A 19,221-nucleotide genomic window follows, 5' to 3' on the forward strand; every position below is an offset into this window, starting at 1 on the left:
CGCAGCCGCTCCTCCACATCGAAGAACCCAGGCTGCCGAACCATCGCCTTCCCCCGCGCCGATCCGCGTCAGTGAATCAGCCAAACAGCGTCAGGGCGAGGGGTTTATGGAGGTGTCCACCTCGGCGATGTTCGGGTGCAGCCGCGGCAGCTCGGGCCGAGACCCGCCAGCGATCTCCGCTTCAAGCGCTATGCGCCGGGCCTCGAATTCGTCCAGCTTGCCCTGCAGGCCGGGCGCGCGCAGCCCGTCAGCAATGGCATCGATCAGCCCCGCGAGCCTGCGCCGTACACCATCCAGCTCGCGCTGCTTGCCCGCCAGACCGGCGCTTGCCTCCTGGAGCGCACCCCATTTCGACCGGACACCCGGCGCAACCTGAGGGCCTAGGTGGGAGCCTAGGCGTGCGCCTATGTCGAAGCCCGTTGAGCGCGTCGAAGTCATCACCGGCCGCGAGCGCCGGAGGCGATACACTGCAGAGGAGAAGGTCCGGCTGGTCGAGGAGACGGCCCGGCCCGGCATGACGGTCTCGGCCGTCGCCCGGCTTCACGGCGTCTCCCCGAGCCTGCTGTTCGGGTGGAGGCGCCGCATGGCCGAAGGTGGGCTGGAGGCGGTCAGGGCGGACGAGGACGTGGTCCCGGCCAGCCGCGTCCGTGAGCTCGAGGCAAAGGTCCGCGAACTCGAGCGCCTGCTCGGCCGCAAGACGATGGAGGCCGAGATCCTCCGCGAGGCGCTGGACCAGACCCACCCCAAAAAACTGGCGTTGCGCTTGCCGTCGCCGCCACCGGGCGGTTCCCGGTGAAGACCGTGGCCGACACCCTCGGCGTCGCTCGGTCCAACTTGGTGGAGCAGCTCCGGTATCCCGAGCGCCGCCGCCGCGGCCCATACCGCCGAGTCGGCGACGACGAACTCTTGGCTGCGATCCGCGCCATCACCGACGCTCGGCCCACCTACGGCTACCGCCGCGTCGCAGCTCTGCTGAACCGCGCCAGGCGGGCCTCCGGCGAGCCGCCGGTCAACCGGAAGCGCGTCCTCCGTCTCATGCAGGGGGCCTCGCTGACGCTGCAACCGCATACTGGCAGGCGGCCGATCCGTGCTCACGAGGGCACCGTCGTCGCGCCTGCTTCGAACCAGCGATGGGCGTCCGACGGCTTCGAGATCCACTGCTGGAAAGGCGACGTGGTCCGCGTCGCCTTCGCCATCGACACCCATGACCGCGAGGTCATGGCCTGGGTCGCCACAATCGGCGCCGGGATCAGCGGCGAGATGGTGCGTGACATGATGCTGGCGTGCGTCGAGCGCAGGTTCGACGCCGTCCGCGCCCCCGAGCCGGTGCAGTGGCTCGCCGACAACGGATCTGCCTACACCGCAGGCGAGACGGTCGATTTCGCCACCGCGCTCAACCTCGTCGCCTGCTTCACGCCGGTCCGCAGCCCCGAGAGCAACGGCGTCTGCGAGGCTTTCGTGAAAACCTTCAAGCGCGACTACGTCCGGGTGAACTCGCGCCCCGACGCCATCTCCGTCCTGCGGCGGCTCACCGCCTGGTTCGACGACTACAACATCGTCCACCCCCATAGCGGCTTGCACATGCTGTCGCCGCGTGAGTTCATCGCCCAGCAGTCGTCCACCCCAGCCGCGTGTCCGGTCTGACGGGGTGCACTCGAGACAGCCCGTCGGACCCAGTTCCAGATCGACTGCGCCGTCGGCTCGAACTCGCGCGAAAGCTCCTCCGGCGTTCGACCTGATCTGACCAGCTCCACCATCTGCCGCCTGAACTCCGGCGGGTATGGCAGCCTGAATTTCGGCATCTCGGACACCTCCGTCTCAAGCCTCGGGGCGTCCACGAAACCGCGTCAACTCCAACTCCAACCACCCGGGACGTGACCTCGGCATCGCGCCGCCACCGCCCAGGTCTTGCGGCAGCATGGCGCCTCCGCTTCATTGCCGGCGACCAAGAGGGGCGGATCGCGGATGACTGCATCGGCCATTGGCCGCTCCATGCCGAGGTCGGAGGCGCCCCGCCTTGTCGCCGGCGGCGGTCGATACCTCGACGACCATGCCGAGCGCGGGGAGTTGCAGGCCTGCTTCCTCCGCAGCCCGCTGCCGCACGCGCGCTTCGCGCTGGACGTTGCCGCCGCAAGGGCGCTGCCGGGGGTCGAGGCGGTGCTCACCGCCGCCGATCTCGCCCCCGTCTGCCGGCCCTGGCGCACGGAATCGCGGAGCTTCCCGGGCCTGGTCTCGCCGCAGCAGGGACCACTCGCGGATGGCCGCGCGACCTGGCAGGGCGAGCCCGTGGCGATGGTGCTCGCCGCCACGCGCGCCATCGCCGAGGACGCGGCCGAGGCGATCCTCGCGGAGTGGCACGAACTGCCGTCAGTCATCACGCCCGAGGCTGCGCTCGTGCCCGGCGCGCCGCCGGTGCATCCGGGCAGCGAGAGCAACCGCGCCTGGGGTGCGACGATCGGCGACGGCGATCCCGACGCCGCCTTCGCCGCCGCGGCGCTGGTCGTGGAGGAGCGCCTGGTCTTCACCCGCCACACCGGCGTCCCGCTCGAGCCACGCGGCGCGCTGGCGACATGGGAGCCGGGCACGGGCGCGCTGACGGTTCGCCTCTCGCACCAGATGCCGCACCAGATGCGCCTGCACCTGGCCGAGCAGCTCGGCCTGCCGGTCAACCGCGTGCGCGTGGTCTGCGGCGATGTCGGCGGCGGCTTCGGCATCAAGATGCATGTCTACCAGGACGAGATGGCGGTCGCTGCGGCGGCGCGGCTGCTCGGCCGGCCTGTGCGCTGGGTGTCGGACCGGATGGAGGCGCTGCTGGCCGACATCCATGCGCGCGAGCATGTCGTCACCGCGCGCATGGCGGTGGATGCCGAGGGCCACATCCTCGGCTTCGACCTGCACGATGTGCAGGGGCTCGGCGCCTATTCGGTGTATCCGCGCAGCAGCACGGTGGAGGCGATCAGCGTGGTGCGCAGCATCGGCGCGCCCTACCGCTTCGCGCATGGCCGCGCGCGGGTGGACAGCGTGCTGCAGAACAAGGTCGCGACCGGCCAGTACCGCGCGGTCGGCGCGCCGGTCGGCTGCGCGGTGACGGAGCGCCTGGTGGACAAGGCCGCCCGGGCGCGGGGCGAGGACCCCTTCGCCTTCCGCGCGCGCAACCTGCTGCGCAAGGCGGAGATGCCCTGGGTCAACCCGTTCGGCGCCGCGCAGCACGGCATGGATCATCACGCCGTGCTGGAGACGGCGCAGGCGCTGCTCGACCTGCCCTCGCTGCGCGCGGAGATCAAAGCCGGCCGCGCGGCAGGGCGGCTGCTCGGCCTCGGCCTCGCCTTCACGGTGGAATACACCGCCTCCGGCCCCGCCGTGTACGGCGCGGGCCATGTCGCGGTCGCGGCGACGGACACGGTGGTTGCGACGCTGGAGCCCACCGGCGAGATCAGCGCCCAGGCCTCGATTACCGAGATCGGCCAGGGCATCACCCAGGGCCTGGCGCAGGTGCTGGCCGATGCGGTCGGCGTCGCGCCGGAGGCGGTCCGCGTCGGCGCCGGCGACACGCAGGCAGCGCCGCATGGCGGCGGCGCCTGGGCCAGCCGGGGTGCGGCGATCGGCGGCGAGGCCGCCTGGGGCGCCGGGCGCGCGCTGCGTGCGCAGCTGCTCGAGGCCGCCGGTGCCTTGCTGCAGGCGGCGCCGGACAGCCTCGACATCCGCGCCGGCGTGGTGACGGACGCGGCGGGCGCGGCGCGCATGACGCTGGCCGAGCTCGGCACGCTGATGCTGTTCCGCGGGCATGAGATGCCGAAGGGCGTGACGCCCGGCCTCTCCGCAGCGTTCCACTACCGGCGCGAGCAGGATGTGACGCTCGCCAACAACGGCATGCAGGCCGCGCTGGTCGAGATCGACGGCGAGACCGGGCTGGTGCGCGTGCTGCGCCACTGGATGGCCGGCGATTGCGGCCGCGTGCTGAACCCGCTGCTGGTGGACGGCCAGTATCGCGGCGGCGTCGCGCAGGGCATCGGCGAGGCGCTGCTCGAAGCCTGCCGCTACGATGCGGAGAGCGGGCAGTTCCTGTCGGGGACGCTGGCCGACTACCTGCTGCCGATGGCGACCGACATCCCCGACATCGCGCTGGCGCATGTGGAGGTGCCCTATGCCGGCAGCGCCGTCGGCGCGAAGGGCGCCGGTGAATCCGGCACCTGCGGCGCGCCGGCGGCGATCCTCAACGCGGTGAACGATGCGCTGCTGGCCGCGGGGGGCGGCGTGGTGACGGAACTGCCGATCCACCCCGTCGCGGTGCTGCGCGCGCTGGGCCGTCTCGCATGACGCCCGCGCGCTTCGCCTATGAACGCCCCGCGACGCTGAAGGAGGCGCTCGGCATCCTGGCGCGCGCCGGCGAGGACGCCGCACCGCTCGCCGGCGGGCAGAGCCTGATGCCGATGATGGCGATGCGCGTCGCGCGGCCCGCGCTGCTGGTGGACCTCAACCGCGTGGCGGGGCTCGACGCGATCGTGCTGGAAGGCGGCGTGCTGCGGATCGGCGCGATGGCGCGCCACGCCGCGGTGCTGGCGCATCCGCTGGTGGCGGCGGAGGCGCCGTTGCTGCCGCGCGCGCTGGAGGAGGTCGCGCATCCCGCCATCCGCAACCGCGGCACGCTCGGCGGCAGCCTGGCGCTGGCCGATCCGGCGGCCGAACTGCCTTCCTGCATGGTCGCGCTGGATGCGGTGGTTGTGCTCGCCTCTGCGAAGGGCGAGCGGCGCGTGGCGGCCGCGGACTTCTTCCAGGGCCTTTATGCGACTTCGCGGCGCAGTGACGAGTTGCTGCTGCGCGTCGAGATTCCGCGCGCAGCCGGCTGGACACCCTGGTTTGCCGAGGTCGCGCGCCGGCGCGGCGACTATGCGCTGGCGGGTCTCGCCGTGATGGCACGACGCGAAGCGGGCCGGATCGCGGAAGCGCGCCTCGCTTTCTGCGGCGTCGAGGCCGCGCCGCGTCGGCTGCCGGCGGTGGAGGCGGCGCTGGTCGCGGGCAAGGATCCCGCGTCGCTGCTGCCCGGCCTGCTGGAGCCGCTCGGCTCGGCCGAGGCGCCAGCTGCATACCGCCTGCATCTCGCACAGGTGCTGCTGCGCCGCGCGACGGAGGCCCTGCATGCTGCCGCCTGACGAGCCCCTGGCCGAGATCGCCTGCACCGTGAACGGCCGCCACGTGGCGGGCCGCGCGCCGCTGCGCCAGACGCTGGTGGAATGGCTGCGCACCGAGCTCGGGCTGACCGGCAGCCATGTCGGCTGCGCCCATGGCGTCTGCGGCGCCTGCCATGTGCGGCTCGACGGCGCGGTGGTGCGCGGCTGCCTGGTGCTGGCCGTGCAGGCCGATGGCAGTGCGGTGGAGACGATCGAAGCAGCGACGGGCCCCGAGGTCGCGGCGCTGCGGGAGGCCTTCGTCGCCCATGCCGGCCTGCAATGCGGCTTCTGCACGCCGGGGATGATCCTGCAGGCGGCCGAGCTGCTGCAGCGCGACCGCGCCCCGACGCGCGAGGCGATCCGGGACCATCTGTCGGGAAACTACTGCCGCTGCACGGGCTACCACCAGATCGTGGACGCCGTCGCCTCAGCCGCCGCGGCGTTGCAGCCCGGCCGCGTAGAAGGCGCGTAGCCCCTCGGCGTAGCGGCGTGCCACCTCGCGCCAGGCGCGCGCCTCCGCCGCGCCGGTGCGCACCTGGGCATCCAGCTCGGCGCGCGCGGCATCAAGGTCGAGCCCGGTGAGACGGCCGCCGCGCACCACCTCGCGCCCGGCGACGACCAGCCGGCGTACATGCGCGCGCGTGGCCCGCTGCGCGAGCAGCGCGGGCTCCTCGGCCGGGATCAGCAGGTCCTCGGCGTCGCGCCGCAGCACCAGCAGGTCGGCGGCGGCGCCCGGCGCGAGCGGCGTGGCGTCGCGCCCGCCGCCCAGCGCCTCCCGCCCCGCGATGGTGGAAGCCTCGAGCAGCGCGGGTAGCGGCCAGCCTTCCTCGAGCCCCACGCCACGATGCAGCATCCAGTTCAGCCGCAGTTCGCGCAACGCGTCGTCGTCATCGTCCACGCTGAAGCCGTCGAGGCCGGTCACCAGGCGCACGCCTTGGCGGTGCATCTCTGCCGCGGGGGCGATGCCGTTGCGCAGGTTCAGGTTCGAGGAGGTGTTGATGCTGACGGCGACGCCGCGCTCGGCCAGCAGCGCCATTTCCTCGGGCCGCAGATGCGCAGCATGCGCGATCGAGAGCCGCGGCGAGAGCAGGCCGATGTCGTCCAGGAAGCGCAGCGGCCCCTGGGGGAAGGCGGCGTCGAGATACGCGCGCTGGATCGGGCTTTCGAGCAGATGCATGTGCACGCGCCGCCCAGTCATTGCGCTGCGCTCCGCCACCAGCCGCAGCAGCGCCTCGGAGCACCATTCGAGGCCGTAGGGGCCGTACTGCACATCCACCAGCGGATCGTCGAGCTCGGCAGCGAGGTCCTCCACCAGCCGGATCTGCGCCGCGGGCGGGGCGGGGGCGCGCAGCAGGCGGCGGCGCACCGCCTCGGCGACCTCGGGCGGCAGAGCGCCCAGCACCGTCTCATCCGGCGCATAGCCCAGCGCGTTCTCGTCGCGCAGCGCGACCGCGATGGCCACGCGCACCCCGACCGTGCGGGCGGCGCGCGCGACCTCGCGCAGTTCGGCGGCGACGCGGGCCGGATCCTGCGGGCGCGTGTAGTGCACCATGATCGCGCCGAGGCCGGACAACGCCTGCCGGCCGAGCGCATTCGCCACCACCAGCCAGGGATCGGCGACCGGCGCGCCCGTCATCACCGCGAGCCACATCTCGAGCGGCAGGTCGAAGGCGCCAAGCGAGGTCGGGCGCACGCCGCGCGCATGGTCGTGCGCATTGGCAAGCGGAGGCATGATCGAGTGCGCGGCCGCCGCCTCCGCGGCAACCGGCACAGCCTCCGTCACGCGCTCCGCGGCGAAGCCGATGCGCTGCGCGGTGCAACAGAGGCAGCCGCCGCCCGGACGGATCACCCAGCCTGTCGCCGCCTCAGCCATGCAGCCCCATCAGCCGCGGCAGCAGCAGCGCGAGGTCGGGCCAGAGTGTCACGACGACGGCCACCACCGACATGGTCAGCAGATAGGGCGCGAGCGCGCGCGAGATCGCCGGCAGCGAGCTGCCCGAGATGCCGAGCACGATGTAGAGCCCGACGCCGAGCGGCGGCAGGAACAGCGCGATGCCCATCACCGTGGTCATCACCAGCCCGTAATGCAGCGGGTCGATGCCGAGCTCTTTCGCGATCGGCACGAAGACGGGGATGATCATCAGCATGCCCGGGATGCCGTCCAGCAGCGCGAAGAGCACCACGAAGACCACCAGGCTGAACAGCAGGAAGCCGATGCGCCCGCCGCCCGTCTCGGTCATCAGCGCGGCGAGCGCCTGCGGCACCTGCTCCACCGTCAGCAGCCAGGCGAGGATGTTGGCGCCGGCGATCATCAGCATCACCGCGCCGGTGGCGATGCCGGAACGCACCAGCGCGCCCCAGAAGAAGGGCCAGGTCAGCTCCCGATGCAGCATGCCGGCGAGCACGGCATAGGCCACCGCGACCACCGCCGCCTCGGTGGGCGTGAAGGCACCGCCGAGGATGCCGCCGAAGATGATCACCGGCAGGCCGAGCGCCAGCCCGGCATCGCGGAGGTGCCCCAGCCGCCCGGCGAGCGGCACGCGCGGCTCCGGCGCCGGGCCCGCGCCTTCGAGGCGGATGTGCAGCAGCAGCGCGCCCGCCATCACCACCGCGGGCAGCAGCCCCGCGGCGAAGAGTGCGGCGATCGAGGTGTTGGTGACGGAGCCGTAGACCACCATGGTCAGGCAGGGCGGCACCAGGATGCCCATGCCCGCCGCGGCGGCCACCACCGCGCCGGCCCGCGCCGGGTCCCAGCCCTTCTGCCGCATGCTAGGGATCATCACCGAGCCGACCGCGGCGGCATCGGCATTGGTGCTGCCGCTGACGCCGGAGAACAGCATCATCGCCACCACGGTCACGTTCGCCAGCCCGCCGCGCACATGCCCGACCAGCGCGGTGGCCAGCGCGATCAGGCGGCGCGAGATGCCGCCGGTCTCCATCAGCTCGCCGGCCAGGATGAAGAAGGGGATGGCGAGGAAGGTGAAGCTGTCGATCGCGCCGAAGGTGCGGCTCGCGACGATGGACAGCGGCACGCCGTCCATGAGCCAGAGCCCGATCGCCGCCGCGGCGCCGATGCCGAAGGCGATGGGCACGCCGAGGGCGACGAAGGCCGCGAAGGCCACCAGCGCACCGATCATGCGCGCTGGCCGAAGCCGATGGCGCGCAGCACCAGGTGGAACAGCATCAGCGCCGCGCCGACCGGCAGCGCCGCATAGGGCAGCGACATGCGCATCGGCAACGTCGCCGCGTCCTGCAGGTGCGCCTGCATCATCTCCTCGATGCCGGTGACCAGCAGCACCAGAAGGAAAGCCGCCGCCACCAGGATGCAGACCACCCCGGCCGCGCGCTGCGCGGCGGGCGGCAGGCGCTCCGCCAACGCGGTGAGCGCGTAGTGCGCGCCCTGGCGCACCGCCAGCGCCGCGCCGAACATGGACATCCAGACGAAGAGGTAGCGCGCCGCCTCCTCGCTCCAGATCAGCGGCGCGCCGAAGATGTAGCGCGCGATCACCTGCGCGAGCGTCACGCCCGTCATCGCCAGCACGAGAAGGCCGAGCAGCGCGGCCTCGATCCGCGCCACCCAGTCGTCCAGCAACCTCATCCGCGCACGGCGGCGGCGAACTTGGCGACCAGCTCCTTGCCCAGCCGCTCCTCGCTCTGCGCGTAGGTGCGGCGGCCGGCCTCGACGAAGGGGGCGAGGTCGGGGCGGGTGATGGTCACGCCGGCCGCCGCGATGTCGGCCAGCGCGCGCGCCTCGCGCTTGCCGCGCTCCTCCGTCACCGCCTCGCGGCCGGTGAGCGAGGCCTGGCGCACCCAGCCCTGCTGCTCGGCCGACAGGCGGCCGAACTGGCGCTCGCTCATCACGAAGGCGTTGACCAGCATCATGTGGTTGGTGATGGCGAGGTTGCGCGCGACTTCGGCATGGCGGACGGAGAGATAGGTGACGTTGTCGTTCTCCGCCCCGTCGATGACGCCCTGCTGGAGCGCGGTATAGACCTCGCCGAAGGCCATCGGCGTCGGCGCCGCGCCGAGCGCGCGGAACAGCGCGATGAAGGACGGGTTCGGGATCACGCGGATCTTCATGCCGGCGAGGTCGCCCATCGCGTTGACCGGGCGGCGCGTATAGATGTTGCGGAAGGTCACTTCCCAGAAGTTCACCACGCGGAAGCCGGAGCGCGTGCCGCGCGCCACCAGCTCCTCCTGCGCCACGGGTCCGTCGAGCAGGCGGAAGGCGGCCGCCTGGTCGGGCACCAGATAGGGCAGGTCGAGCACGCCGAACTGGCTGACGAAATTCACCATGCTGGCGGTCGCGTCGATCACGCCGTCCAGCACGCCGGCCTGCACGTTCTGCCACATCTCGCGCTGCGCGCCGAGCTGCGAGGAGGGGAAGATGGCGGCCTTCAGCCTGCCGCCGGAAAGCTCCTCCAGCCGCCCGGCCATGCGGTTGGCGCCGATGATGATCGGATGCTGCGGATCGAGCGCGCTGCCGATGCGCAGCGTCCGCGCCTCCTGCGCGCGCGCCAGCGACGGCGCGGCGAGCATGGCGGCGGAGGCCAGGAGGAGGTGACGGCGGGGGAAGGTCATGTCCGGGCTCCGTTCGTTTCCGGCGAGTGAAGAACTCGACCGTCCTGCACGCAAGAGCGCGCCGCGCGCGCAAATCGCTGGGACGGACGCCTCATGCCGAGGCGCGCGGCATCGCGCACGATTCCTGTGCAGGCCCGCTCATGCGCGACCAGGCGCCAGGGAGGCCACCTGGCGCCGGTTGAGCAGGCCCACCGCAAGCACGGCGGCGGCGCCGACGAGGTCGGTCAGCAGCCCGGCATCCACCAGCGCGACGCCGGCCATCACCAGCACAAGCCGCGAGACGTGGCCGAGCGGCGCGAACCACGCGCCGGCCACCGCCATGCCGAAGGCGGTGACGCCGACGAAGGCCGTGGCGAAGGACAGCGCGATGCTCACCGCGCTGCCGTCGAGCAGCAGAAGCTGCGGCTGCAGCACCATGAAATAGGCGAGCAGATACGCCGGCGCCGCGATCAGCATCGAGAGGAAGCCGGTGCGGAAGGGATCGGAGCCCGCGATGCCCGCGGCGGCGAAAGCAGTCAGCGCGACGGGCGGCGTCAGCCCCGCGAACAGCGAGAAGTAGAAGATGAACATGTGCGCCGCGAGCAGCGGCACGCCGAGCTCGGCCAGCGGCGCCGCCGCGACCGAAGCGGCGATGATGTAGGCGGCGATGCCCGGCACGGCCATGCCGAGCAGCATCACCACCAGCATCGTCGCCACCAGCGCCAGCAGCAGCGAGCTGCGCCCGAGCTCCACCACGAATGCCGACAGCTCGATGCCGAGGCCGGTGACAAGGATCACGCCGACCAGCACGCCGGAGACCGCGCAGGCCAGGCCGATCTCCAGCGTGCCGTCGATCAGCCCGGCAAAGGCCTCGCGCAGGCGGGGAAGGGTGTAGCGGGCCGGACCCATGACGAAGCCGCCGATCAGGATGATGGCGGTCGCCTGCAGCGCCGCATGCTCCAGCGGATAGGAATCGGCGATGCGCCAGATCAGCCAGGTGACGCCGAGCAGCACCGGCCAGTTCGCCAGCAGGATGCGCCAGGCCGGGAGTTCCTCGGCCAGGTCACCGGCGCCGATGCCGAGCCGCACCGTCGCGCCATACACATAGGCCGTGACCGCGACATAGAAGAGGATCGCCGGCAGTACGGCGGAGGCGACGACCGTGGCGTAGGGCACGTTGGCGAGCTCGGCCATGATCAGCGCGGCCGCGCCCATGATGGGCGGCGTCAGCGCACCGCCGGTGGAGGAGACGGCCTCGATCGCCGCGGCGCGGGTGCGGCCGTAGCCGACCTTGTCCATCAACGGGATCGTCACCTGCCCGCCCATCATCACATTCGCCACGTTGCTGCCCGAGACGGTGCCGAACAGCGCCGAGGAGACGATCGAGATGTAGGCCGGCCCGCCGCGCAGACGGCCGGCGAGGCGGACCGAGATCCGCTCGAAGAAGACGTCGCCGCCGATCAGCGCCAGCGCCTGGCCGAAGGCGACGAAGAGGAAGATCCAGCGCAGCGCCACCTGTGTCGGCTCGCTGAACAGGCCGAGCTCCGTCATGGTCAGCGTGCCGACGACGCGGCGCAGCGAGAGGGTCGGGCCGAAATCCCAGGATTCGGGCAGGATCAGGCCCGACAAGGCGTAGAGCATCGCCGCGACGCCGATCACCGGCAGGATCCAGCCCACCGCGCGCCGCCCCGCCTCGATCAGCAGCGCGACGAAGAGCAGCCCGATCCAGACATCGGGCGGGCGCGGGATGGCGGCCCGGCGGACGAACTGCGCGTAGTCGAGGTTGGCGTGGACCAGCAGCGCGAGCGAGGCGGCGGCGAGCAGCCAGTCGTGCCACGGCACGCGGTGCGACGCGCCCGGCCGCAGCGGCCGCGCCGCATAGCGCATGAAGGCCAGCACCAGCACGACGGAGAGGAACCCCATCGCGTGCAGCAGCGGGCTGATCGGGTTGAGGTAGATCAGCCAGAGCTGCAGCGCGAACCCGACGAGCCCGACGGTCAGCCAGACGGCCAGGTCGAAGCCCGCGAGTTCGCGCCGGTTGTTCATGCCGGAACCTCAGCCCTGTGCGCTGCGCAGGACGCCGGCTTCGACGAAGTAGCGCGCTGCGCCGGGATGGAAGGGCACCATCGCGGCCTGGGCGCGCACCATGTCGGCCGAGAGCAGGCGCTGCGAGGCGTGGCGCGTCACCAGCTCCTCGCGCGCTTCCCAGATCGCCTTGGTGGCGCGGTAGACCAGCTCCTCCGGCACGCGGTCGCTGATCCAGTGGTGCACGCCGGCGTTCGGCCAGAGCATGTCGGTCGTCTGCGTCGCGTAGACGCCGGCCGGCAGGCGCGCGGCGTTGACGTAGGGCAGGTCGCGCGCCACTGGCGCCAGCTCCTCCGCGGTGAAAGAGACGAAGCCGATGTTGCGCGTGGTCACCTGCTCGGTGATGGCGCCGGCCGGCGGCGCGGTGCCCCAGATCACCGCATCCACGTTGCCGGCGGCCAGCGCGTTGAAGGCCTGGCGCGGATCGGTACGGAGCACGTTGGCGAAGTCGCGGTCGGTCATGCCGAGCGCCTTGATCGTCGCGGTGACCACCGCCTCCGCGCCCGAGCCGACGGGGCCGAGCGCGATGCGCTTGCCGCGCAGGTCGGCGAAGCTGCGGATCGGGCTGTTCGCGTTCACCATGATGCCCTGCGGCGCGTCGTAGCCGGGCATCCAGGACAGCAGGCCAGGGAAAGGCCGCTCGCCCGCCGCCTCGAAGCGCCCGAAATGGACGGAATAGGCGCCGGCGACGTTGCCGTTGGCGGCCTCCACGTCGCCGGCCTTGATCAGGTTGGCATTCTCGATGCCGCCCTGGGTCGCGATGATCTCCACGCGCACGCCGGGCAGCGCGCGCTCGACGATGGTCTTCTGCCCAACGCTGATCGAGTAGATCGGGTGCACCGGCTGGCTCGCCGCGATGCGGATGGTGAAGCGCTCGCCCGGCTGCCAGCGCCGCTGCGCAAGGGCGGGCGTGGCAAGCGCCGCGGCGGGCAGCGCGGCCAGCAGGGAACGTCGGCTGAATCCGGTCATGTCCTCGTCTCCTTCTCGGCGGTTCGGGCTCTCAGGTGCCCAGGGTGGTGCGGAAGAACAGCTCCTCGACCGCTAGCGGCCGGGGCGAGAGACCCTGCGCGTGGTGCCAGCGCGTGAGCGCCTCCAGCGCGCGGCGATTGCGCGCGACGCCATAGGGCCAGTAGTCGTCGCCCAGCGCCTCGCGCGTGCGGGCGAATTCGGCCGGCGCCCAGGGCAGCGCGACCTTCAGCGCCTGCACGATGGAGAGGTCGGCGATCGCCAGGTCCTTCGCCGCGGTGAAGGCCGCCATCAGCGACATGGCGAGCCAGGGTTCGGCCTCCGCCAGATCGCGGCGGATGCCCATCAGGTGCATGACCGGGAAGATGCCGGTGCGCCTTGCGTAGTCGCGCTCCCGCGCCTCGTAGTCGGGGAATAGCCGGACGATGCGCGGATCGCCCTTCACGAAGGCCTTGGGCGGCTTGTAGGCGAGCAGCGCATCGAGCTCGCCCTCCATCAGCATGTCCGCCAGCATCCGTCCCTCCGGCGCGCGTTCCACGCGGAAGCCCTCGGGCAGGTCGGGCAGCGGGATGTGGGTGCGTTCCTTCTCGTCCACGTCGCCCATCACCCAGGTGACGTCGCGCGCGCCGATGCCGTGCTCGTCCTCCATCAGGCCGCGCGCGACGACGGCGGCCGTCATGGAGTATTCGCGCACGCCGATGCGCCTTCCCTTCAGCTCCTCCGGCCGCGCGATGCCGGCATCGGCGCGCAGGAACCAGGCGCCGTGGCGGAAGCTGCGGGAGGGAAAGATCGGCAGGCCGAGATAGCCGTTCGTGCCGCGCGCCACCTGCGCCATGTGGTTGGAGAAGGACAGCTCCGAGACGTCGAACTCCGCGCCCCCGAGCGCGCGCGAAAACATCGTCTCGATCGGCATGTCGTGCAGCCAGATCGGATCGCAGCCTTCCACGGTCACGCGACCGTCAATCAGCGGGCGCGTCCGGTCGTAGTCCCACACGGCGATGGTCGGGCGCAGCCGGCCCATGGTCTTCTCCTTCTTCGAAGGACGCTCAGACGGCGCCCAGATAGGCCTCGCGAATCATCGGGTCCGCGGCCAGCGCCGCGCTGCTGCCCGCGCCCACCACGCTGCCGCGGTCCAGGATGTAGCCCGCATGTGCGACGTCGAGCGCGGCCATCACGTCCTGCTCCACCAGCAGAATCGCGACACCTGCCGCGTTGATCGCGCGCAGCGCGTCCATCAGCAGGTCCACCGCCGCCGGCGCAAGGCCAAGGGACAGCTCGTCGATCATCAGCACGCGGGGATCGGCCATGATGCCGCGGCCGATCGCGCACATCTGCTGCTCGCCGCCCGACAGGGTGGAGGCATCCTGGTGGCGGCGCTCCGCGAGGCGCGGGAAGGTCTCGTAGACGCGCTCCAGGTCGCGACGGATCGCGGCCTGGTCGCGGCGGAGATAGGCGCCCATCAGCAGGTTGTCGCGCACGCTCATCGCGGCGAAGAGGCGGCGGCCTTCCGGCACGTGGACGACGCCGGCGCGCACCATCGCCTCCGGCCCTGCATTCGTCAGGTCCTGCCCTGCCGCGCGCACGCGGCCGGCGCGGGCGGAAACGAGGCCGGAGACGGCGCGCAGCAGCGTCGTCTTGCCCGCGCCGTTGGAGCCGATGATGCAGGTGATCACGCCCGCCGCGACGGAGAGCGAGACGCCGCGCAGCACGACGACGTCGCCATAGCCGGCGTGCAGCTCCTCGACCTCGAGCGCCGCGTCGCTCATGCAGCGCCACGCTCCGCGTAGCGCCGGCCGAGATAGGCCGCCACGACCTCCTTGTCGCGCACCACGTCCTGCGGCGCGCCATCGGCGATCAGGCGGCCATGATGCAGCACCGCGATGCGGGTGGAGACGCCGAGAACGACCTTCATCAGGTGCTCGATGATGACGATGGTCACGCCCTGTGCGGCGATGCGGCGGATCAGCGCCAGCGCCTCGTCGATCTCGGCGGTGTTGAGGCCGGCATTGACTTCGTCCAGCATGATCAGGCGCGGCTTCATCGCCAGCGCGCGCGCGAGTTCCAGCCGCTTCCGGCGGGCGAGCGTGAGCGTCGCGGCCGGCGCGTCGGCCAGATCGGCGAGGTTGACGAAGCCGAGGCTCTCGCGCGCCGCGGCCAGCGCGGCGGCGACATCCGCGGCGCCGCCCGCGAACAGAGCGCCGGCGGCGACGTTCTCCGCCACCGTCATGCGCGGGAAGGGCTGCACGATCTGCCAGGTGCGCGCGAGCCCAAGCCGCGCGACGCGGTGCGGCGGCAGGCGGGTGATGTCCTGCCCCTCGAAGGTGACGCGGCCCGATGTCGCGGTGTGGACGCCGGTGACGACATTGACCAGCGTCGTCTTGCCCGCGCCGTTCGGGCCGATCAGGCCGAGTATCTCGCCGCGGCCGAGTTCAAGTGAGACGGAATCGAGCGCCGCCAGCCCGCCGAAGCGGCGGGAAACGCCCTCGAGGCGGAGCAGCGCGCTCATGCGGCGCCTCGTCCACGGCGGCCGAGCAGGCGGCGCGTCGCGTCCATCAGCCCGTTCGGCAGGAACAGCACCAGCACCACGATGATCACGCCGAGCACGGCGGCATGCAGCGTCAGGAAGCTGCGCCACACCGCTTCCTCGAACAGCAGCAGCAGGCCGGCGCCGACCACCGGCCCGAAGACGGTGCCGAGGCCGCCGAGCAGCACCATCACCAGCGGCTTGACGGAAAGCAGCACGTCGAAAACGTCGGGCGGCTCGATGTAGTGCGTCCAGCTGGCATAGGCGCCGCCGGCCAACCCCGGGAAGATCGCGGAGATCGCGAAGGCGAGCGTCTTGGCGCGGCGCGTATCCACGCCGAGCATGCCGGCCGCGTCCTCGTTCTGCTGGACGCAGCGCAGCGCGAAGCCGAGCCGCGATCCGCGCAGCAGCAGCGTGGCCGCGCCGGCCAGGGCCGCGACGCCGAGCATCAGGTGCAGGAAGAACGTCGCCTGGGCGTGCACGTCCATCCCCGGGACGGGCAGGTTCAGCCCCATGCCGCCACCGGTGAGCCATTCGAGCTTGGTTGCGAGCTCGCGCAGCACCTCGGCAAGCGCCAGGCTCGCGATGGCGAAGTAGTGGCCGCGCAGATGCAGGATCGCCCCGCCCACGGCCGCCGCGAACAGGCCGGCCAGCGCGCCGCCGGCGGCGAGCGACGGCAGCATCGGCCATCCGGCGGATTGCAGGATCGCGCAGGTGTAGGCGCCGAGGCCGAAGAAGGCGGCGGTGGCGAAGGAGGGATAGCCCGCGAAGCCGCCGATCACGTTCCAGGACAGGGCGAGCGCGGCATACATGCAGAAGACGGTGCCGAGCCGCAGCGTGTAGTTGTCCGCCACCATCGGCAACGCCGCCAGCACCGCGACGCCGAGCGCGAGCAGCACCCAGTCGCGTAGCCCGCTCACGCGAAGCCCCGCCGGCCGAGCAGCCCGTCCGGCCGCAGTGCGAGGACCGCGATCAGCACCATGAAGGAGATGGTGATCGCCCATTCCGGACCGAGCCAGAGCGCGCCGAAGCTCTCGATCAGCCCGAGGGCGATGCCGCCGACCAGCGCGCCGGGCACGCTGCCGAGCCCGCCGAGGACGCAGACCGTGAAGGCCTTGCCCAGGAACAGGCCGCTGTTGAGCGGCGAGACCGGGAAGATCAACGCCAGCAGCACGCCCGCCGCCCCCGCCATCGCCGCGCCGAGACCGAAGGTGACGGCGTTGATGCGTGGGACGTTCACGCCCATCAGCGCCGCCGCGTCGCGGTCCATGCGCACGGCGACCACCGCGCGACCCAGCCGCGTGCCGCGCAGCAGCAGCCAGAGCCCACCGGTCAGCAGCAAGGCCAGCACCATCGCCGCCACGCGGTCGCCCGGCAGCACGACGTCGCCGAGGAACAGCACGCCTAGCGGCGTCTCCAGGTTCAGCCGTCGGTAGTCGGCAGTGAAGGCGACGATCATCGCGTTGTTCAGCATCAGGTCGAGGCCGAAGGTCAGCGTCAGCGTCATCAGCACCGGCGCCGCGATCACCCGGTTCACCAGCAACCCCTGCGTCGCGTGGCCCACCGCATAGAGCGCGGCGGCCACTGGCACGATCGCCAGGAAGGGATGCAGGCCAAGCACCTGATAGGCGAACAGCGCCAGGTAGCTGCCTAGCACGATGAAGGAGCCGTGCAGGATGTTGATGACGTTCAGCACGCCCCAGACGAGCGAGAAGCCGACCGCGATGCACGCATAGAGCCCGCCGAGCACCAGCCCGTTGGCCGCAACCTGCAGATACAGCATCAGCCCACGCCGAAGCGCAGATCCGCCTGCTTGATCCCCTGCGGGAAGATGACGCGCGGCTGGCCGCCCTGGATCTGGAATACCGGCGGCTCGAGCGAGGTGATCTGCCCGGTCGGGCCGAACTTCACGCGGCCATAGAAGGTGGTGGCGTCCATCGCCGCCAGCGCGTCGCGCACCTTGGCCGGCTCGATCGTGCGTGCCGCCTCGATCGCCATCTGCAGGATGGCGCCGGCCGCGGCGGCGGAGGCCTCGGCGTAGTCGGGCTCGGCGTTGAAGCGCTGCTCCCAGGCCTGGTTGAAGGACTCTGTCGTGCCGAAGAGATCCTGGCCCTGGTAGCGCACCGCGGGATGCCACCAGGCGGCGCTCGTGATGTTCTCCGCCTGGCGGCCGGTCGCGCTGATGAACTCACGATAGGCGGGGCCGGCGATCATCGTCACGACAGGCGCGCGCAGGCCGAGATCGGCCATCTGCTTGCGGATCAGGATCAGGTCGTTGGTGTAGCCGGTGGCGAAGACCCAGTCCGGGCGCTGCGCGCGCATCTGGGTGATGGCGCTGGCGTGGTCCATGGTGCCGATCGCGTATTTCTCGTCGAACACCACCTGCAGGTTCCGCTTGCGCGCGCTCGCCACCATCTCCTGCCCGATCGCCAGCGGGAAGAGGTCGTTGCGCGCGAGGACCGCGACGCGCCGCACCTGCGGATTGGCGCCGGTGACGATCTCGGCCAGCGGTTCCGTCAGCGTGCTGTTGGGCGTGAAGGTGCCGAACAGGAACTTGTAGCCCTGGTCGTAGACCTGTTCCGACGACGCGGTCGCGGCGATGGTCGGGATGCCGTAGCGCTCGTTGACCGAGGATGCGGCCTTCGCCGCGCCCGAACCGAAGGGCGAGAAGAGGAAGTTCACCCGGTCCTGCGTGATCAGCCGCTCCGCCGTCTGCACCGCGCGCGGCGTGTTGGAGGCGTAGTCGGCATAGACGATCTCGACGCGGTGCTTCGTGCCGGCGACATCCACGCCGCCGCGCGCATTCGCCGCCGCCGCCCAGAAATCGTAGCCGTTGCGCTGCTTGATGCCCTCCGGCGCGAGCGGCCCGGTCAGCGGCAGCGGCGCGCCGACCCGGATCGTGGGCTGCTGGCCGCGCGCGGCGCCGAGCGGCGCGAAAAGGCCGGCCGCGGCGACGCCGAGCGCCGAGCGGCGACCGAAGGCCGGAAGCGTCGTCATGCTGTGTCTCTCCCCGCGGTTGGATCCGGTGCGGCGCATGTCGGCATGCGGCGACGGTGATGGCAAGAGCCGATCGGGCGCGCGCACGCTTGCCCGTCGGCCTGCCATCGGCTTCATTGCATGGCGATCGTGCAGGTTGCGGACGGGGTTGCGCATGGCTCAGACAATCGCGGTGACGGCCGCCGGCTACCGTTTCGTGCCGGGCGTCTTTCAGTACTCGGCCGGCGTCGCGGCGCTGCCCGGCTTCCGAATCGAGCGCGTGCGCTTCGAGGAGCCAGTGCCGATGGCGGAGGGCTGGCGCCGCATCGCCGCCTGGCTCGACGCAGCCGGCCGCCCGCGCAATGCCTTCTGCGCCTGCGAACTGCGCTCGCCCGCGCCCTTCACGGAAGAAGGCTTCCGCAGCTTCAACACCGCCTATGCCGCGGTGTTGCGCGACTGGGGCGTGCTGCTCGACGGCAACGTCAATCCGGTTGCGCGCAGCAATGTCTGTCCCGAGGTCGCGCCGCCCGCCGAGCCCGGCTTCCACGCCTTCTCCTACACGGTCCCGGCGGCCGACGCGCCGCCTTCCTTCGTTGTCGCCGGCAGCGGCGAGGCTGAGGAAGGCCATGCCAACTACCGCGACCACATCGTGGCGCTGGACGACACCTCACCGGCCGGCCTGCGCAGCAAGGCGCGCTGGGTGCTGGGCGAGATGGAGCGACGGATGGGCGCGCTCGGCGGCAACTGGGCGGGCACGACGGCGGCGCAGCTTTACACGGTGTTCGACATCCACCCCTTCCTGGCGGAGGAGATCGTCGCGCGCGGCGCGGCGCGCCATGGCCTGACCTGGCATTACTGCCGTCCGCCGGTGGTCGGGCTCGACTACGAGATGGACTGCCGGCGCGTTGCTGTGGAGCACGTCGCGGCGGCATAAGGGCGTTG

General features: G+C 71.8%; 18 protein-coding genes. 6 read left to right on the forward strand and 12 right to left on the reverse strand.

Annotated elements, in window-relative coordinates; genetic code table 11:
* The first annotated feature begins 135 nt into the window (after positions 1 to 135).
* The 5 genes from E4T13_RS00005 (at position 136) to E4T13_RS00030 (ending at position 5,640) form a co-directional block, all read left to right on the forward strand.
* Positions 136 to 384, forward strand: coding sequence for a hypothetical protein (locus E4T13_RS00005; RefSeq protein ID WP_137176219.1), 249 nt, complete (start codon positions 136 to 138; stop codon positions 382 to 384).
* Between the two features lie 22 nt (positions 385 to 406).
* A protein-coding gene (locus tag E4T13_RS00010) for an IS3 family transposase (protein ID WP_240790929.1) occupies positions 407 to 1,644 on the forward strand; the annotation gives its coding sequence in 2 pieces (ribosomal slippage) (positions 407 to 743 and positions 743 to 1,644; 1,239 coding nt in all).
* A 321-nt stretch (positions 1,645 to 1,965) separates the two neighbouring features.
* Entirely contained in the window at positions 1,966 to 4,317 is a 2,352-nt protein-coding gene (locus tag E4T13_RS00020) for a xanthine dehydrogenase family protein molybdopterin-binding subunit (protein ID WP_137176221.1), read from the forward strand.
* Positions 4,314 to 5,150: a xanthine dehydrogenase family protein subunit M gene (locus tag E4T13_RS00025; protein WP_137176222.1), complete on the forward strand. Its 837-nt coding sequence runs from the start codon at positions 4,314 to 4,316 to the stop codon at positions 5,148 to 5,150. The genes E4T13_RS00020 and E4T13_RS00025 overlap by 4 nt, the downstream gene beginning before the upstream one ends.
* On the forward strand, positions 5,137 to 5,640 hold the full coding sequence (locus E4T13_RS00030; protein ID WP_137176223.1) for a (2Fe-2S)-binding protein: 504 nt from the start codon (positions 5,137 to 5,139) through the stop codon (positions 5,638 to 5,640). Before E4T13_RS00025 ends, E4T13_RS00030 begins: the two co-directional genes overlap by 14 nt.
* Here the strand turns inward: E4T13_RS00030 and E4T13_RS00035 are convergent.
* The 12 genes from E4T13_RS00035 to E4T13_RS00090 form a co-directional block, all read right to left on the reverse strand.
* Positions 5,596 to 7,041 (reverse strand): amidohydrolase family protein, encoded by a 1,446-nt coding sequence (locus tag E4T13_RS00035; RefSeq protein WP_137176224.1) that lies wholly within the window; start codon positions 7,039 to 7,041, stop codon positions 5,596 to 5,598. The genes E4T13_RS00030 and E4T13_RS00035 overlap by 45 nt on opposite strands.
* A complete protein-coding gene (locus tag E4T13_RS00040; RefSeq protein ID WP_137176225.1) occupies positions 7,034 to 8,305 on the reverse strand; it encodes a TRAP transporter large permease in 1,272 nt (423 codons plus the stop codon). Before E4T13_RS00040 ends, E4T13_RS00035 begins: the two co-directional genes overlap by 8 nt.
* Positions 8,302 to 8,760: a TRAP transporter small permease gene (locus tag E4T13_RS00045; RefSeq protein WP_170984711.1), complete on the reverse strand. Its 459-nt coding sequence runs from the start codon at positions 8,758 to 8,760 to the stop codon at positions 8,302 to 8,304. The genes E4T13_RS00040 and E4T13_RS00045 overlap by 4 nt, the downstream gene beginning before the upstream one ends.
* 2 nt (positions 8,761 to 8,762) lie before the next feature.
* A complete protein-coding gene (locus tag E4T13_RS00050; protein ID WP_137176227.1) occupies positions 8,763 to 9,749 on the reverse strand; it encodes a TRAP transporter substrate-binding protein in 987 nt (328 codons plus the stop codon).
* Positions 9,750 to 9,887: 138 nt separating this feature from the next.
* A complete protein-coding gene (locus tag E4T13_RS00055; RefSeq protein ID WP_137176228.1) occupies positions 9,888 to 11,774 on the reverse strand; it encodes a TRAP transporter fused permease subunit in 1,887 nt (628 codons plus the stop codon).
* 9 nt (positions 11,775 to 11,783) lie between these two features.
* Entirely contained in the window at positions 11,784 to 12,782 is a 999-nt protein-coding gene (locus E4T13_RS00060; RefSeq protein WP_137176229.1) for a TAXI family TRAP transporter solute-binding subunit, read from the reverse strand.
* 31 nt (positions 12,783 to 12,813) lie between these two features.
* Complete coding sequence (locus tag E4T13_RS00065; RefSeq protein WP_137176230.1) at positions 12,814 to 13,800, reverse strand: ABC transporter substrate-binding protein; 987 nt, start codon at positions 13,798 to 13,800, stop codon at positions 12,814 to 12,816.
* A 25-nt stretch (positions 13,801 to 13,825) separates the two neighbouring features.
* Positions 13,826 to 14,545: an ABC transporter ATP-binding protein gene (locus E4T13_RS00070; RefSeq protein ID WP_137176231.1), complete on the reverse strand. Its 720-nt coding sequence runs from the start codon at positions 14,543 to 14,545 to the stop codon at positions 13,826 to 13,828.
* Entirely contained in the window at positions 14,542 to 15,285 is a 744-nt protein-coding gene (locus tag E4T13_RS00075) for an ABC transporter ATP-binding protein (protein WP_137176232.1), read from the reverse strand. Before E4T13_RS00075 ends, E4T13_RS00070 begins: the two co-directional genes overlap by 4 nt.
* Positions 15,282 to 16,223, reverse strand: a complete 942-nt coding sequence (locus E4T13_RS00080) for a branched-chain amino acid ABC transporter permease (protein WP_206030043.1) — start codon at positions 16,221 to 16,223, stop codon at positions 15,282 to 15,284. The genes E4T13_RS00075 and E4T13_RS00080 overlap by 4 nt, the downstream gene beginning before the upstream one ends.
* Positions 16,220 to 17,086 (reverse strand): branched-chain amino acid ABC transporter permease, encoded by an 867-nt coding sequence (locus E4T13_RS00085; protein WP_137176234.1) that lies wholly within the window; start codon positions 17,084 to 17,086, stop codon positions 16,220 to 16,222. The genes E4T13_RS00080 and E4T13_RS00085 overlap by 4 nt, the downstream gene beginning before the upstream one ends.
* Positions 17,086 to 18,300 (reverse strand): amino acid ABC transporter substrate-binding protein, encoded by a 1,215-nt coding sequence (locus tag E4T13_RS00090; RefSeq protein WP_137176235.1) that lies wholly within the window; start codon positions 18,298 to 18,300, stop codon positions 17,086 to 17,088. The genes E4T13_RS00085 and E4T13_RS00090 overlap by 1 nt, the downstream gene beginning before the upstream one ends.
* A 154-nt stretch (positions 18,301 to 18,454) precedes the next feature.
* On the opposite strand from E4T13_RS00090, the gene E4T13_RS00095 reads away from it, so the two are divergent.
* Positions 18,455 to 19,213, forward strand: a complete 759-nt coding sequence (locus tag E4T13_RS00095; protein ID WP_137176236.1) for a hypothetical protein — start codon at positions 18,455 to 18,457, stop codon at positions 19,211 to 19,213.
* Positions 19,214 to 19,221: the final 8 nt, after the last annotated feature.

Origin of the sequence: Roseomonas sp. AR75 (genome assembly GCF_005222815.1) — a bacterium.
In the GTDB taxonomy this organism is placed as follows: Bacteria; Pseudomonadota; Alphaproteobacteria; order Acetobacterales; family Acetobacteraceae; genus Falsiroseomonas.